16 protein-coding genes are annotated in these 14,500 nt (G+C 63.7%); 13 read left to right on the forward strand and 3 right to left on the reverse strand.

The features are described from left to right. Positions 1–32: 32 nt before the first annotated feature. Both L879_RS0102320 and L879_RS20110 read right to left on the reverse strand, forming a co-directional pair. A complete protein-coding gene (locus tag L879_RS0102320; RefSeq protein ID WP_027314707.1) occupies positions 33–698 on the reverse strand; it encodes a transglutaminase-like cysteine peptidase in 666 nt (221 codons plus the stop codon). A gap of 160 nt (positions 699–858) precedes the next feature. Beyond that, positions 859–1,887: an endonuclease/exonuclease/phosphatase family protein gene (locus L879_RS20110; RefSeq protein WP_035458364.1), complete on the reverse strand. Its 1,029-nt coding sequence runs from the start codon at positions 1,885–1,887 to the stop codon at positions 859–861. 210 nt (positions 1,888–2,097) lie between these two features. Between L879_RS20110 and L879_RS0102330 the strand changes: the two genes are divergently transcribed. The 11 genes from L879_RS0102330 to phnE (L879_RS0102380) all read left to right on the forward strand — a co-directional run bounded on the left by L879_RS0102330 (position 2,098) and on the right by phnE (L879_RS0102380) (position 12,577). Continuing rightward, positions 2,098–3,432 (forward strand): extracellular solute-binding protein, encoded by a 1,335-nt coding sequence (locus tag L879_RS0102330; protein WP_027314708.1) that lies wholly within the window; start codon positions 2,098–2,100, stop codon positions 3,430–3,432. Between the two features lie 101 nt (positions 3,433–3,533). Further along, the gene (locus L879_RS0102335) at positions 3,534–4,418 is read left to right on the forward strand and encodes an ABC transporter permease subunit (RefSeq protein WP_027314709.1); all 885 of its coding nucleotides are present in this window, start codon (positions 3,534–3,536) and stop codon (positions 4,416–4,418) included. A gap of 11 nt (positions 4,419–4,429) precedes the next feature. Next, complete coding sequence (locus tag L879_RS0102340; protein ID WP_027314710.1) at positions 4,430–5,362, forward strand: ABC transporter permease subunit; 933 nt, start codon at positions 4,430–4,432, stop codon at positions 5,360–5,362. 25 nt (positions 5,363–5,387) lie between these two features. Then, positions 5,388–6,479, forward strand: coding sequence for an ABC transporter ATP-binding protein (locus L879_RS0102345; protein WP_027314711.1), 1,092 nt, complete (start codon positions 5,388–5,390; stop codon positions 6,477–6,479). A 29-nt stretch (positions 6,480–6,508) separates the two neighbouring features. Beyond that, entirely contained in the window at positions 6,509–7,426 is a 918-nt protein-coding gene (locus tag L879_RS0102350) for a sugar phosphate isomerase/epimerase family protein (protein ID WP_027314712.1), read from the forward strand. 92 nt (positions 7,427–7,518) lie between these two features. Beyond that, positions 7,519–8,211 (forward strand): DUF1045 domain-containing protein, encoded by a 693-nt coding sequence (locus L879_RS0102355; RefSeq protein ID WP_027314713.1) that lies wholly within the window; start codon positions 7,519–7,521, stop codon positions 8,209–8,211. Further along, entirely contained in the window at positions 8,208–8,831 is a 624-nt protein-coding gene (locus tag L879_RS0102360; protein WP_027314714.1) for an LbetaH domain-containing protein, read from the forward strand. The genes L879_RS0102355 and L879_RS0102360 overlap by 4 nt, the downstream gene beginning before the upstream one ends. Before the next feature lie 153 nt (positions 8,832–8,984). Next, a complete protein-coding gene (gene phnC / locus L879_RS0102365; protein WP_027314715.1) occupies positions 8,985–9,788 on the forward strand; it encodes a phosphonate ABC transporter ATP-binding protein in 804 nt (267 codons plus the stop codon). 60 nt (positions 9,789–9,848) lie between these two features. Further along, complete coding sequence (phnD, locus tag L879_RS0102370; RefSeq protein ID WP_027314716.1) at positions 9,849–10,751, forward strand: phosphonate ABC transporter substrate-binding protein; 903 nt, start codon at positions 9,849–9,851, stop codon at positions 10,749–10,751. 63 nt (positions 10,752–10,814) lie between these two features. After that, positions 10,815–11,711, forward strand: coding sequence for a phosphonate ABC transporter, permease protein PhnE (gene phnE, locus L879_RS0102375; protein ID WP_027314717.1), 897 nt, complete (start codon positions 10,815–10,817; stop codon positions 11,709–11,711). Continuing rightward, positions 11,708–12,577, forward strand: a complete 870-nt coding sequence (phnE, locus tag L879_RS0102380; protein WP_027314718.1) for a phosphonate ABC transporter, permease protein PhnE — start codon at positions 11,708–11,710, stop codon at positions 12,575–12,577. The genes phnE (L879_RS0102375) and phnE (L879_RS0102380) overlap by 4 nt, the downstream gene beginning before the upstream one ends. Before the next feature lie 6 nt (positions 12,578–12,583). On the opposite strand, the gene phnF is transcribed toward phnE (L879_RS0102380), so the two are convergent. After that, positions 12,584–13,342 (reverse strand): phosphonate metabolism transcriptional regulator PhnF, encoded by a 759-nt coding sequence (gene phnF, locus L879_RS0102385; RefSeq protein WP_027314719.1) that lies wholly within the window; start codon positions 13,340–13,342, stop codon positions 12,584–12,586. Positions 13,343–13,415: 73 nt separating this feature from the next. Here phnF and phnG point away from each other — a divergent pair, with 73 nt between their 5' ends. Further along, entirely contained in the window at positions 13,416–13,904 is a 489-nt protein-coding gene (gene phnG, locus L879_RS0102390; RefSeq protein WP_245265149.1) for a phosphonate C-P lyase system protein PhnG, read from the forward strand. Beyond that, complete coding sequence (gene phnH, locus L879_RS0102395; protein ID WP_027314721.1) at positions 13,904–14,500, forward strand: phosphonate C-P lyase system protein PhnH; 597 nt, start codon at positions 13,904–13,906, stop codon at positions 14,498–14,500. The genes phnG and phnH overlap by 1 nt, the downstream gene beginning before the upstream one ends.

Raw genomic sequence — 14,500 nt, forward strand, 5'->3', positions numbered from 1 at the left:
AAAGGGCAATGCCCTTTTGAGCTCTGCGAGATTCAACGTCCTGCAGTGACGGTCGGCGACGCGAACGCACCGCCGAGAGAGGCCCATTCCACGCCCTTGTCGCTTTCGCGCTTGATGTAGGTGTAGCCCGTCTGGTGCCACGGCAGGATGGCGTTGCGCTTGTTGTCCAGGATGAAGTCGCCCCGGTTGGTGCGCACCATCATCACCGCATGGCCCGCGCCTTCCTCGTCGATGACGACGGTCATGCGCAGCGCCCGGCGTGGGAAACCGGCCTCGACGAGGTGCTTGCGCTTGAGGAGCTGGTAATCCTCGCAATCGCCATAGCCGTCCTCGGCGAGGTCCCAGATGTCCTCGACGCCCCAATGATCCATGTCGGTCTTCGGCTTGATCTGCGCATTCACCTGGCGGTTGATGCGCAGCAGCGTCTGCCAGTTGCGTGCGTTCAGGGCGATGGTTGCGGGCTCGGAGGCGTCGACGGCGCACTCCGCAGGGTTCTGCTCGCAGAAACGGACCCAGCCGAGGATCGGCTTGGCGGGACCGACCTGGGCCACGGGGTGGGCGGTCGTCGGCAAGGAGCCGGTGGGCTGCGCCTGGGAGCCGCCGGGGATCGCGGCGAGCATGGCGACAAAGCCGGCGAGACGGAGCACGGTCCCGAAAGAAGGACGAATGTTCAGAAGCCCGAAGAGAGGTTGCCGCATAGCCCCCGCCGCTGTGTCGTTAAGGTTTTGTTCATCAAAACTGACACAACGGCAGGGGAAGGCTCAAGCCAGAAGTTAAACAAGAGTTAACAGGTCGCACCCCGCTTCGTTCCGCAAGGCGCCGCCTGCCCGCCTGGGCCCGGTGTCGCAGGGCGTGCGGTCAGGCCAGTTGCAGGTCGATGCTGACCAGCTCGTGATCCGAGATCGCCGCGCCGTCCGCATCGACGGCGCTCCAGGTCCGGCACCCGCTGACGGCGACACCGCGAGCGAATAGCCAGTCGAGCCGCGTGAAGGGCGCGCTCGGCGTTCCGTCCGGGCGCATGCGCTGCGTCGCCTGTCCGTCGTTGCAGGTGCTCCACGTGAACCCGGCCTCCGCCATTTCTGAAAACAGCGGCTCGACGGATTGGGGATCCTGGCAGGCCGCGCGCAGGGCGGCCGGTTCTGAGGGCAGCGCATCGGTGTTGAAGTCGCCGCCGATCACGGCCGGCGCATCGCCGATCCGCGTCCGCAGCGCATCCAGGAGCTGCCGCGTCTGGAGCGCGCGGCTCGCCGGCGTGCTGCGACTCTCCAGGTGAACCGAGACGACCCAGAGTGGAGACGGGGCCGCCGCAAGTCGCGCGGCGATCGCCATCCGTCCTCCCAGGCGGCGCTGGTCCGCGTCGCTGTTGCTGAACCACGTGGCGCCGTGATCGAGAGGAACGACGAAGGCATCCGCAAGGCGGCTTCGGCTCATGATCGCGTTGCCGTGCAGGCTGAGGGTGTTGCTCTGGCCCGCATGCCAGCGCATTTCCCGGCTGTCGCCGAGGCCCAGTTCCACGAACTCGACGGCGAAGGCGAAGCCCTGCTGCAAGGGTCCTGCGAGATCCTGCACCGTATGGCGGTTTCCCGAGCGCGCCATGCCGACATCCATCTCCGACAGAAGCGTGACGTCCGCGGCAACGGTTTCGAGAAGGCGGCGCGAGGGGCGGTCGTACTTGCAGCGCTCCGCGTTCCAGGCCGCGATGCGGATCGTGGATCCGAACGGCACGGGAGAGGGCGGCGGAACGAGCTCGATCGCATGAAGGGCGGGAATGTGTCCCGCAATCGCATCGTGCGCTTGCCGGGTCGCGGGAGCCTGTCGTGCTGCGGCGAGCTCGGGGAGGGGAGTGGGCGGAAAGGCGGGGCAGGTTTGCAGAATGATGTCTCGCATGGCTCTGATGGAAATCGTGAACGGGGGCGACAATCGCCGGCGGGTTGCAGACATGCTTCCCGTGACGGCATGATGACATTTCATCGTTCAGGCATGCTGAATTTCTGCCGCTGTCATGTTTGCGTCACGCAAACTTTGATGCGCTGTCACCAAGCGGTTCTATCGAGGCTCGGTCAACGCCAGCCTCATGGCATGATTGAGAGATATCACATGAACCGCTTTCTTCTCACGGGCGCGACAGCGCTCGCGCTTCTCTGCTCCGGTGCCGCACAGGCGCAGCAGCGCATCAAGATCGAGCTTTGGCAGGGCCTGACAGGCGATCTCGGCAGCGCCGTCGAGGAGGTCTGCCAGCGCTTCAACGACTCGCAGAAGGAATTCGAGATTTCCTGCCCGACGCAGGGCTCCTACGACTCGGCCGTTCAGAACGCCATCGCCGCGTTCCGCGCCAAGAAGCAGCCCACCATCGTGCAGGTGTTCGACGCCGGAACGCTCGATCTGATGCTCTCCGAAGCCTTCGTTCCCGCGCGCAAGCTGATGGAAGAGAACGGCTACAAGATCGACTGGACGAACTACTTCCCCGGCATCGCCAACTACTACGCCAATTCGAAGGGCGAGCTTTACTCTTTCCCCTTCAACTCCTCGAGCGCCCTGTTCTACTGGAACAAGGACGCCTTCGCGAAAATCGGCAAGACGGAAGCGCCGAAGACCTGGCAGGAAGTGGAAGCGTTCGCCCGTGCGCTGAAATCCGCTGGCTATGAATGCCCGATGGCGATCAACTACGATACGTGGACGCTGCTGGAGCAGTTCTCCGCCATCCATGGCGAGCCGATCGCCACTAAGGACAACGGCTATGGCGGCCTCGATGCCGAGCTGGTGATCAACAAGACCAAGTTCGTCGACTACATCAAGTTCATGAAGAAGGGCCTGGACGAGGGCCTGTTCAAGATCAAGCTGCCGGAGACGGGCGCCAACATCGTGCAGGCCTTCGCCTCGGGCGAGTGCCAGATGACGATGACCTCCGTCGCCGATCACGGCACCGTCGGCAAGACCGCCAAGCCCGAGATGAAGTGGTCGGTGGCCATGCTCCCGGTCATGGAAGGCACCAAGCGTCTCAACTCCCTGGTGGGCGGCGCTTCTCTGTGGGTGCTCAACGGCAAGTCGAAGGACGAGTACCGCGCTGCGGCCGCATTCCTGAACTTCATCGCCAAGCCCGAATCCGAGCTCTTCTGGTCGACCCGCACCGGCTATATTCCGGTCACGAAGACGGGCTTCCAGCACCTGAAGGAACAGGGCTTCTACGACAAGCCGCAATACAAGGGCCGTGAGATCGCCCTCGAGTCCCTGACGGCCAGCGAGGTCACGCCCGTAAGCCGCGGCATCCGCCTCGGCGGATTCATCCAGATCCGCAAGGAAATGCGCGACGCTCTGTCCGATATCTTCGCGGGCAAGGTTTCGGTCGAGGACGGCATCAACGCCGCCGTCGAGCGCTCCAACGCGGTCCTGCGCCGCTTCGAGAAGACCTACGCGGGCAAGCAGCTTCTCTGATCGCAACAAAGCCGCTGAGGCTCCTGCCGGCGCGCTTCCAGGCGCGCCGGTTCACCACTGGTTCGGCCGGATCGTCGCTCCGGCTCGGGGAATGTTCTTTCATGGATCGGCGTGCAGTCTACAAGACAGCCTGGATCGGCGGCCTTCTTCTGGCTCCGCAGCTTCTGCTGGTGTTCACGTTCTTCTACTGGCCGACAGGCGCGGCCCTGTTCTGGGCTTTCACTCTGGAGCGGCCCTGGGGCGGCGGAAACGAGTTTGCGGGCCTCGACAATTTCCGCATGGTGTTCTCCGATACGGCGTATTGGGGCGCCGTGTGGCGCAGCATGGTCTTCGCGCTCGGCAGCACGGCTCTCGCCATGGGTCTCGCGTTGCTCTTCGCGCTCTTCTGCGACCGCCAGCTGCGGGGCTACAAGGCCTACCAGACCATGCTGATCTGGCCCTACGCGGTGGCTGCTCCGGCCGCGGGCGTCGCGTTCCGCTTCCTGTTCGCGCCGGAGGCCGGTGTCTTCGCAGCCTTGAACAAGATTCATCCCGATTTCTGGAACCCGTCGGTCAACGGTTTCCATGCGATGATCCTCATCGTCGTCGCCTATTCATGGAAGTACCTCGCCTATAACTTCATCTTCTTCCTGGCTGCCCTGCAATCGATCCCGCGCGCGCTCATCGAGGCGTCGGCGATGGACGGATCGGGTCCGTTGCGGCGCATGTGGGACATCCAGCTGCCGCTCCTGGCCCCGACGATGTTCTTCCTGCTCGTCATCAACATCACGGACAGCTTCGTCGATTCCTTCGGCATCATCGATCTGACGACGCATGGCGGACCGTCCAAGGCGACGACGCTTATGGTCTACAAGATCTATTTCGACGGCTTCAAAGGGCTCGATTATTCCGGCGCGGCTGCGCAGTCCATCGTCCTGATGCTCCTCGTCATGGCGCTCACCTTCGTCCAGTTCCGCTTCATCGAGCGGCGCGTGCACTACCGGTAAGGAGATCAGCGATGATCGAGCGGACCCCTGTCCTCAACTTCGTGACCCATGCCGTGCTGCTCGTCGGGCTCGCCATTGCCTTCGTGCCCATGTGGCTCGTTTTCGTGGCGGCCACGCTCTCCCTGCAGGAGATCAACACGCCGCCGATCAGCCTGCTGCCCGGCAGCCATCTCTGGGAGAACCTCGCCGAGGCCTGGGCGCGCGCCGATCTCGGCGTCAAGCTCACCAACAGCCTCATCATGTCCGTCGCCGTGGCGGCTGGAAAGATCGCGCTCGCCTCGATCACGGCATTCGCCCTCGTCTTCTTCCGCTTCCCGGGACGCATGGCCGCATTCTGGCTGATCTTCATCACCCTGATGCTGCCTCTCGAGGTGCGCATCGTCCCCACCTATGCGGTGGCGGCCAATGTGTTCTCTCCCTACCAGACGATCCTCGACGTGACGGGTTTCTCCTGGCTCTGGCAGCAGCTGACCGGCACGGAGCTCGCCCTCGAGTGGAACCTGCTCAACTCCTATACCGGCCTCATTCTGCCGCTCGTCGCGACGGCCACGGGCACCTTCCTCTACCGGCAGTTCTTCCTGACCGTGCCGGAGGAACTCATGGAAGCGGCCAAGATGGACGGCGCGGGTCCCTTGCGGTTCTTCCGTGAGATCCTGATGCCGCTCTCGATCACGAACATGGCGGCGCTCTTCACCATCATGTTCATCTATGCCTGGAACCAGTATCTCTGGCCGCTTCTCATCACCACGGACCGCACCCACCGCGGCACGGCCGTGATGGCCCTTCGTCAGCTCATTCCGATGAGCGGCGATTCAACCGGCGGCGGCGTTCCCGATTGGAACGTCGCCATGGCAGGCTGCCTGATCGTGGTAGCGCCGGCGCTCCTCGTGGTGGCCCTGATGCAGCGCTTCTTCGTGCGCGGCCTCATTGCCAGCGACAAATAACCTTTCATCGAACGGAGGCTTTCACATGGCCGATATCGACATTCGCAGCGTCCGCAAGGCTTATGGCAAGAACCAGGTCGTCCATGGCGTGGATCTCTCGATCCGCTCCGGCGAGTTCGTTGTTATTCTGGGCCCCTCGGGATGCGGAAAATCGACGCTTCTGCGCATGATCGCAGGGCTCGAAGCCATTACGGAGGGCGAGATCGCCATCGCGGGCGATGTGGTCAATGCCATGGAGCCGCGCGAGCGCGGCTGCGCCATGGTGTTCCAGAACTATGCGCTCTATCCGCATATGACGGTGGCCGACAATATCGGCTACGGCCTGAAGGTTGCGGGCCTCTCCAAGCCCGAGCGCAGGGCGCGGGTCGAAACCGTCGCGAAGTCCCTCGGATTGTCGGATTATCTCGACCGCAAGCCAGGTCAGCTTTCCGGCGGCCAGCGCCAGCGCGTGGCCATGGGCCGCGCCATGATCCGCGAGCCGAAGGTCTTCCTGTTCGACGAGCCGCTCTCCAACCTCGACGCCAAGCTGCGCGTGCAGATGCGCATCGAGATCCGCAAGCTCCACAACCGCCTTGGCACCACATCCGTTTTCGTCACGCACGATCAGGTCGAGGCGATGACGCTGGCGGATCGCGTCGTGGTCATGAACGGCGGGCATATCGAGCAGGTCGGGACGCCGGAGGAGATCTACCGTAATCCGGCGAGCCGCTTCGTCGCAGGCTTCATCGGCTCTCCGCCCATGAACCTGTTCGAAGGCCGAGTTACGGGACCGGGCGAGGTGGAGGCGCAGGGCATTGTGCTCTCCGTTCCGCATGCGGGGCTCGCCCGGGGCCAGGCTGTCACCGTCGGCATTCGCCCGGAGGAGGTTCTGCTCGGCGCTGCGGGATCGAATACGGCATCCATCGATGTGGATTTCCGCGAAGAGCTCGGCTCCGTGCGCCTGCTGCACGGGCAGGTCGCGGGAGCCGATTTCGTGATCCAGGTTCCGGCGACGACCGCTGGGCCGAAGGTCGGCCATTTTTCGTTCGAGGTGCCCGCGCGGGCCGTCCATCTCTTCGATGCCGAAACCGGAATGCGCATCGATCCCGTGGCTGGCGGCATCCGGGCCGCCGCCTGACAGATTGTCTTTGAAGAGGAGCTTTCTCAATGTCTCGAAACGTTCTCGGCACCGGCATCTCCGCGAAGCCCGGCAAGCCCGATCTCAGCGAATTCGCGCGCAATCTCGATCAATGCCAGGCCTTCGGCGTGGAAACGATTGAGCTCCCGACCTTCGACCTGGATTTGGTCGTCGGCGGCCGGATCCGCAGGGATCAGCTCGCCGCGCTCAAGGCGATCTGCGCGGGCCGTGATGTGATCTATACGGTCCACGGGCCGCTCGCCATCAACTTCTTCGATGCGCCGTTCCGCAACCGGCGTCACTTCGACGTGCTCCAGGCCTCGCTGGAGATCGCGGGGGAACTCGGCGCGGTTCATTACGTCATGCATTCCGGCCTGATCGGCGTGATGCAGCATGACGGCCTCGAGGAAGCCTACGCCCGCCAGCGGGAATGGCTCGTCCGAGCCGGAGACGTTGCCCGCCAGCACAGCGTGATCCTCTGCGTCGAGAACCTGTTCGGCGGCTACGAGGGCAAGGTCCATGCGGCCAGCCCCTCGCGGCTCGCCCGCGAGCTCGCCGCCGTCGATCACAGCCATGTCATGGCGACGCTGGATTTCAGCCACGCCTATCTGAATCTCTCCTTTACGGGCGGGGACCTGGTGTCGGAATGCGCGGCGCTCGCGCCCTTCGCCAAGCACCTGCATGTGCACGATTCCTTCGGGCGTCAGGACGATATCTGGATGTTCACGCAGGGCGAGCGTTTGGCCTATGGCCATGGCGACCTCCATCTGCCGGTCGGCTGGGGCGACATCCCGTGGGATGCCCTGATGGCATCCTGCATCTTCCCCCAGGGCGTGGTGTTCAACATCGAGCTGCAGGACCGCTACTGGCATGTAGGCCAGGATTGCGTCGATGCGACGAAAGCCCTGGCCGCCAAGGCCCGCACGGCTCTGGCCGCAGCAGCCTGACTCTTTCGGCCATAAGCTCTAAGATCGCTGGCGCCGCGGCCTCCCTGCCGCGGCGCGCTCTCATTTCTCCTTTGGTCCGTCCGTCCTTCCCCATGCCCCTTCCTCGTTATGCGCTTTACTTCACGCCCCGGCCCGGCTCGGAGCTGGCTCGCCTCGGCGCGGCCGTGCTTGGATACGACTGCCATACGGGTGCCGCGGTCGAGCAGCCCATGCTTCCGGAAATTGCTCCCGACGAGCTCCACTCCTGCACCGCCGATCCGCGCCGCTACGGTTTCCATGGCACGCTCAAGGCCCCGTTCACGCTGGCCGAGGGCTGCACCCTCGATGCGCTCAAGAACGCCCTGCGCGCCTTTGCAGCCGAATGGCCCGCATTCGATGCGGGAACCGTATCGCCGCGCCGGCTCGGCCGGTTCATCGCGTTCACGCCGGATGCACCATCGGCAAACCTGCAGATCTTGGCTGCGGAATGCGTTGCGGCTTTCGACCGGTTCCGGGCTCCGCTCTCCGACGCGGACCGGCAGCGCCGCGCGCCGCAAGGCCTGTCGCCGCGCCAGAAGGCTCTGCTGGAACGCTGGGGCTATCCCTATGTTTTCGATCAGTTCCGCTTCCATATGACCTTGAGCGGAGCCCTGCCGGAGGAGCGCCTCGATGCATGGCGCGATGGCCTCGCGCGCTTTGCCGGTACACAGCCGCTCGTCATCGATGCGTTGACGCTTCTCGCGCAGCCGAGCCCCGATGCCAGATTTCGGGTCGTTGCACGATATGATCTGGGAGGACAACCATGAGCACCAAGCAGCTCGGCGAAACACCCGTCGTCGCGCCCTCGGCGACGATCCGCGATTGCCGGCTCGGACGCTATACCGAGGTCGGCGCGAGGACCTCCCTGACCGAAACCGTTTTGGACGATTATTCCTACATCGTGCACGACGGCGAGGTCATGGATACGACCATCGGGAAGTTCTGTTCCATTGCCTCCCATGTGCGCATCAATCCCGGCAATCATCCGATGCACCGGGCCAGTCAGGCGCATTTCACCTATCGCGCGCGCCAGTACTGGCCGGAGGAAGAGGACGACGAAGCCTTCTTCGCCTGGCGGCGGTCGCACCCGGTCGTCATCGGGCATGACGTGTGGATCGGGCATGGCGTCGTCATCCTGCCGAGCCGGACTATCGGCACCGGTGCCGTGATTGGCGCAGGCTCCATCGTAACGCGCGACGTCGAGCCCTATACCATCGTTGCCGGCAATCCTGCCCGCGTCATCAGGCGTCGTTTCGACGAGAAGACGGCGGAGAGGCTTCAGGTCCTGGCATGGTGGGACTGGGATCACGAGCGGCTCCGGCGGGCTCTTCCCGACTTTCGCAACCTGTCCGTCGAAGAGTTCCTGAAACGCTACGAAGCGGCCTAGAACTTCTGTGTCGCGCCAGTCTCGTGGTGCCGATTTCGCCGCACCACGATTTTTGCGTGATACTGTCTAACGATTGTCATCCAAGCGTCTTGCAAAGGTCATTTCGGTTTCATCGGGCACGGCTAATCAAGCGCCAGAACGCGAGGTGATGCCATGCTTGTCATTGAGGACCTGTCGCGACGATTTGGCCAGAAGACCGCAGTCGATCGCGTTTCCCTGACCATTGAGCGCGGATCTTTCGTCGGCGTGATCGGCCGCTCCGGTGCCGGAAAATCGACGCTCCTGCGTCTTGTCAACCGACTCGTCGATCCCTCCGCCGGCCGAATTGTCTACGATGGCGTCGACGTGACGCACCTGCGCGGCAAGTCCCTGCGGGACTGGCGCGCCCGGTGCGCCATGATCTTCCAGCAGTTCAATCTGGTGGGCCGCCTCGACGTCATGACGAACGTGCTCATGGGGCGCCTCAGCGAGACCTCCGGCCAGCGCTCACTACTGAAGCTCTGGAGCGCGCAGGACAAGGCGATGGCCCTCTCCGCCCTCGAACAGTTCGACATGGCGGGTTTCGCCGCCCAGCGCACCGAGCAGCTCTCCGGCGGACAGCAGCAGCGCGTCGCCATCGCCCGGGCCCTGGTACAGCAGCCCGACATTATACTGGCCGACGAGCCGATCGCCTCGCTCGATCCGCGCAACACGCGCCTCGTCATGGATGCCCTGGCGAAGATCAACCGTGACTACGGCATCACGGTCTTGTGCAATCTTCACTCTCTCGATCTCGCGCGCGCCTATTGCGACCGCCTCGTCGGCATGTCTTCCGGGCAGGTCGTGTTCGATGGCGGTCCCCTCGATCTCACCGAGGATGTCAGCCGCCGCCTGTATGGTCTCGAAGCCGGTGACGTCCTCGAGATCGATCATATCGAGAACAGCAGATCCAGCCTTCCGGCCGCCTTCGCGGCTTGAGGATGGTGCCGTGCAAGCGGCTTTTGGCTTTTCCTATCTGAAACCATGGAGATTTTCCCTATGATCACCCGTCGCCTCGTTCTCGGCGCGGTCGCTTCGCTTGCACTGGCGGGAGCGGCCCTAGCTCAGGATTGGAAATCGAAGTATCCCGAGATCGTCTTCGCCATCATTCCGTCCGAGAATGCCTCCGGTGTGACCGATCGCTATGCGCCGTTCGTCGAGTACCTGTCGAAGGAACTCGGTACGAAAGTCACCCTGCGCATCGCCAACGACTACGCCGCCGTGATCGAGGGCCAGCGCTCCGGCAACATCCACATCGCCTCGTACGGTCCTTCGTCCTATGCCCGCGCCTTTACGACCGGCGCGAAGATCGAGCCCTTCGCCATCGAGACGAACCTGGACGGCACCAAGGGTTATCACTCGGTGCTGTGGGTAAAGGCGGATTCGCCCTACAAGGCCATCGAGGATCTCAAGGGCAAGAACCTGTGCCTCGTGGATCCGAACTCGACCTCGGGCAACAACGTTCCGCGCTTCGCCATGAGCAAGATGAGCATCGTTCCCGAGCAGTTCTTCGGCAAGGTGGTTTATGCGGGCAGCCATGAGAACGCCGTGCTCGGCGTGCAGCAGGGAACCTGCGACGCCGCTTTCAACTGGTGGAACGACGAGAACGAGTCCAATCTTCTGCGCATGGCCCGCAAGAGCATGGTCAAGGCCGAGGATTTCCGGATCATCTTCAAGTCGGAGCAGATCGTGAATTCGCCGATGGCGTATCTCTCCGATCTCCCTTCGGATCTGAAGGCGAAGATCAAGCAGTCCGTTCTCGATCTGCCCAAGAAGAATCCTGAGATTTTCCAGAAAATGTTCGACGGCAAGCAGGGGCCGTGGCAGGCGGTCGATCACAAGGCCTACGAGCCGATCATCGAGCTCAACGCCTTCGTTGATTCCCTGCGCAAAAAGTCCTGATACCGATCCACATGACGGCAGTCCGCTCCCGACGGAGCGGACTGTCCCTTCGTTCTGGTTCCCATGGCCACGTCACTCCCCCGCCTGACCGACGACCGGCTTGCCGCGCTGATGCAGGCCTATCACGATGCCGTCCGGGCGAAGCGTCTCCGCTCTATGGCGTTCGTTTGTATCGTGATCGGGCTGATGTTTCTGTCCGGCTGGGTAGCTCAAGTCGATCTGTTCAAGCTGGTAGCGAATTTCGGAAATTTCTTCAGCTATTTCGACCGGATCATGACCTTCGACAGCGGGCCCGTGGCGGGGCAGCGCGTCTGGACCGATCCGGCCGAGTGGTTCTGGGGGCTGAGGAAGTGGCTGATCCTCCTCGCCGACACCATCCTGATCGGCTATCTGGGAACGGCTCTGGGCGCCATCGGCGCGTTCCTGCTCTGCTTTTCCGCCGCTGCCAACCTGATGCCGAACCCATGGCTTCGCAGCGGCGTGAAACGTCTCTTCGAGTTCTGCCGCACCGTTCCTGAGATCGTCTTCGCGCTGATCTTCATCATCGCCTTCGGTCTCGGCCCGATTCCCGGGGTCCTCGCCATCGCCCTTCATACCATGGGCGCTCTCGGAAAACTTTTTGCGGAAGTGGTCGAGAACATCGACATGAAATCCGTGGAGGGCTCCGTTTCGACGGGCGCGAGCTTCAGCCAAACGGTCCGTTTCGCGGTCTTGCCGCAGGTTCTGTCGAATTTTGCGAGCTACACGCTGCTGCGCTTCGAAATCAACGTGCGTGGCGCGTCCGTCATGGGCTTCGTGGGCGCGGGCGGAATCGGGCAAGACCTGATCGAGGCGATCCGCAAGTTCTACTATGCCGATGTCTCCGCCCTTCTTCTCCTGATCATTCTCACCGTCACGGTCATCGACCTGGGCACCGAGCGTCTGCGCCATGCCCTCATCAGCCGCGAGGAGCGACCATGAAGGCTTCCTCCCAAGGGATCGGTTCCGATCTGCCCGCGTTGAAGGCGCGCTATCCCGAGCACTTCGCCGCCTCTTGGACGAAGCGCGCGGCGGTCGTCGGGGTCGTGACGGTTCTGTCCGGTCTTTTCCTCTTCGGTTTCTGGCGTCTGGACTTCTCCCTGGACAGGATCCTGTCCGGCATCGGGAAGCTTGGAACGCTCGTCCTGCTCATGCTGCCCCCCAATCCGGGAAGCTGGGCAAAGTTCTTCACCTTCATTCATGCGCTTGCCGAGACGGTGGCCATCGCTTTTCTCGGAACCCTTCTCGCCGCGCTCGTGGCGTTCCCCATCGGTCTCGTGGCGGCACGCAACACCACCGTCAACCGCCTCGTCCAGTTCGCATCCCGCCGGCTGCTCGACGGTATCCGCGGCATCGATACCCTGATCTGGGCGCTCCTGTGGATCAACGTGGTCGGCCTCGGCCCCTTCGCCGGCGTGCTCGCCATCATGACGAGCGATATCGGCACGTTCGGGAAGCTCTTTTCTGAAGCCATCGAAGCCGCCGACAGGAAGCCTGTCGAGGGCATCATCTCGACCGGCGGGACGCGCCTGCACCAGATCCGCTTCGGAATCCTGCCCCAGGTCTTTCCAGTGATCGCGGGGCAGGTGCTCTATTTCTTCGAGTCGAACACCCGCTCGGGCACGATCATCGGCATCGTCGGAGCCGGAGGAATCGGGCTGCACCTGGCCGAGCAGATCCGCACGCTCGAATGGCAGGCCGTCTCCTTCCTAGTGCTGCTGATCCTGGTCATGGTGGCCGTGATCGATGCGCTCTCGGCGCGGCTGCGCAGGGCCATCATCGGCCGTTCGCAGCAACCGCCGATGTGACGGCTCTCACTGCTCGATCACGAGATCGACGCGATCGGCGCTGAAGAAAGAACGCGTGGCCTGGATCCGATGCCCATATTGGTTGACATTGATGCTGTCGATCACGAGCAGCACGCGCCCTGGCGAAAGTTCGAGGCAGGCGGCCTCCTCCACGGTCGCGATCCTCGCCGAAATGCGCGTCGACAGCCGCGAATAATCGGAGACCTCATGTCGCGCAAAAGCGCGGGTGAGGGAGCCGGTTTTGCGGTAGGTGGCATCGATGCCGGAAAAGCGCGGCAGAGGCAGCCAGGTCCAGGCCATCGAGATCGGAACCTCGTCCGCCCGGTTGAGCGTGACCATTTCGAGAACCGCTGCGTCTGGCTTGAGTCCGAGGGCCTCGGCGATTTCCGCGGTCGCAATCGTCTCGGTCGAGCGGATCAGCTCGCCCCGCGCCTCGCGGCCCGCCTTGGCCATGAGTTCCGAAAAGCGCGTCTTGCGGCCGATGGCGTAGGGCAGGGGCTTGGCTTCCACGAAGGTGCCTCCGCCCTGCGTGGCGCGCACGAGGCCCCGGGCGGCCAGAGCGGCCAGGGCCCTGCGCACCGTGTGCCGGTTGACGCCGAAACGTTGGGCGAACTGCATTTCGCCGGGAAGCTTCTCGCCGGGCTTGAAGAGCCCGCCCGCAATGTCCGCTTCGATGCGGTCGGCAATCTGGCGCCAGGCCGTCAATCCGGCGCCCCGGTCGAGGGGATCGGAAGCCGTCGGGTCGAAATGTGAGCGTTCCGTCATCAAAGCTTCATCTGAATATGTTGTCTATTTATCTATACAACACGACAAGTCGATTGCCAACAAGGGTATGCCCATGGCCTTTGCCTCCCAATCCGCCTCTCCAGGCGCTCTCCCGGACGACGGCACGATCGCCCGCCGGCGGAGGGCCATGGCTCTGTGCGCCGATGCCGAGCGCTCGGATCTCGAAGCGATCCTCGCCGCCCTTCGCTGCGAGGACGGCGTGGAGGACCTGCGCCGGCCCGAGACCGGCCTCGTGATGGTGCGCGGCCGCATGGGCGGCGACGGCGCTCCGTTCAATTTCGGCGAGGCGACCGTCACCCGTGCCGTCGTGAGGCTCGCCAGCGGTGAAGTCGGTTTCGCCTACCAGCTCGGACGCGATGCGCCGAAGGCTCGCATGGCCGCCATCATCGACGCGCTTCTGCAGAATCCTCTTCGCAGCCTGGAAACGGACATGGCGCTCTCGCCGCTCGAGCAGCGGCTTTCCGCCGAGCGCGCACTGCGCGAACGCCGCACGGCGGCGACGCGCGTGAATTTCTACACCATGGTGCGGGGAGAAGATTGATGACCGCTCTTGCTCTCGGCTTTGCCGATCAGGTCACCCAGGCGCAGCAGGTCTTCGGCGCCGTCATGAACGCGCTTGCGCATCCGGGCCGCCTTCAGACCCTGCGCATCGATATTGCGCCACCCCGGCCGTTGACGCCCGAGCTCGCCGCCGTCGCCCTGGCGCTCGCCGATCATGAAGCGCCGATCTGGATCGATGCGCGGCTTGCCGCTGAACAGGCCGTCGCGGAATTCCTCCGCTTCCACACGGGAGCCGCCATCGTGGCCCGCCCGGAGGAAGCCGCCTTCGCGCTGATCACCGACCTCGAAGAGCCTCTTCCCCTGGATCGTTTCGCTCTCGGCAATGCGGAATATCCGGATCGTTCCACGACGCTCGTCTTCGCCGTGTCCGATCTTTCCGAGGCAGGAGGGTGGACGCTGGCGGGACCTGGGATTCCCGCGCGCCGCAATCTCATGGCTTCGCCATGGCCGCACGATCTGGCGGAGATCGTTCATGCGAACCGTTCGCTCTTCCCGCGCGGCCTGGATGTCCTGCTTGCCGCGCCCGGCAGGGTTGCCGGGCTGCCTCGCACCACGCGTTTCGTCGAGGAGGTTTGA

It is taken from the genome of Microvirga flocculans ATCC BAA-817, from assembly GCF_000518665.1.
Taxonomy (GTDB): Bacteria; Pseudomonadota; Alphaproteobacteria; order Rhizobiales; family Beijerinckiaceae; genus Microvirga; species Microvirga flocculans.

Coding starts and splice junctions, on each gene's coding strand:
- phnC (WP_027314715.1), top strand. CDS start 8,985: ATGCTTGTCATTGAGGACCTGTCGCGACGATTTGGCCAGAAGACCGCA.
- L879_RS0102345 (WP_027314711.1), top strand. CDS start 5,388: ATGGCCGATATCGACATTCGCAGCGTCCGCAAGGCTTATGGCAAGAAC.
- phnF (WP_027314719.1), bottom strand. CDS start 13,342: ATGACGGAACGCTCACATTTCGACCCGACGGCTTCCGATCCCCTCGAC.
- phnD (WP_027314716.1), top strand. CDS start 9,849: ATGATCACCCGTCGCCTCGTTCTCGGCGCGGTCGCTTCGCTTGCACTG.
- L879_RS0102330 (WP_027314708.1), top strand. CDS start 2,098: ATGAACCGCTTTCTTCTCACGGGCGCGACAGCGCTCGCGCTTCTCTGC.
- L879_RS20110 (WP_035458364.1), bottom strand. CDS start 1,887: ATGCGAGACATCATTCTGCAAACCTGCCCCGCCTTTCCGCCCACTCCC.
- L879_RS0102320 (WP_027314707.1), bottom strand. CDS start 698: ATGCGGCAACCTCTCTTCGGGCTTCTGAACATTCGTCCTTCTTTCGGG.
- L879_RS0102360 (WP_027314714.1), top strand. CDS start 8,208: ATGAGCACCAAGCAGCTCGGCGAAACACCCGTCGTCGCGCCCTCGGCG.
- phnE (WP_027314718.1), top strand. CDS start 11,708: ATGAAGGCTTCCTCCCAAGGGATCGGTTCCGATCTGCCCGCGTTGAAG.
- phnE (WP_027314717.1), top strand. CDS start 10,815: ATGGCCACGTCACTCCCCCGCCTGACCGACGACCGGCTTGCCGCGCTG.
- phnH (WP_027314721.1), top strand. CDS start 13,904: ATGACCGCTCTTGCTCTCGGCTTTGCCGATCAGGTCACCCAGGCGCAG.
- L879_RS0102355 (WP_027314713.1), top strand. CDS start 7,519: ATGCCCCTTCCTCGTTATGCGCTTTACTTCACGCCCCGGCCCGGCTCG.
- L879_RS0102335 (WP_027314709.1), top strand. CDS start 3,534: ATGGATCGGCGTGCAGTCTACAAGACAGCCTGGATCGGCGGCCTTCTT.
- L879_RS0102350 (WP_027314712.1), top strand. CDS start 6,509: ATGTCTCGAAACGTTCTCGGCACCGGCATCTCCGCGAAGCCCGGCAAG.
- L879_RS0102340 (WP_027314710.1), top strand. CDS start 4,430: ATGATCGAGCGGACCCCTGTCCTCAACTTCGTGACCCATGCCGTGCTG.
- phnG (WP_245265149.1), top strand. CDS start 13,416: ATGGCCTTTGCCTCCCAATCCGCCTCTCCAGGCGCTCTCCCGGACGAC.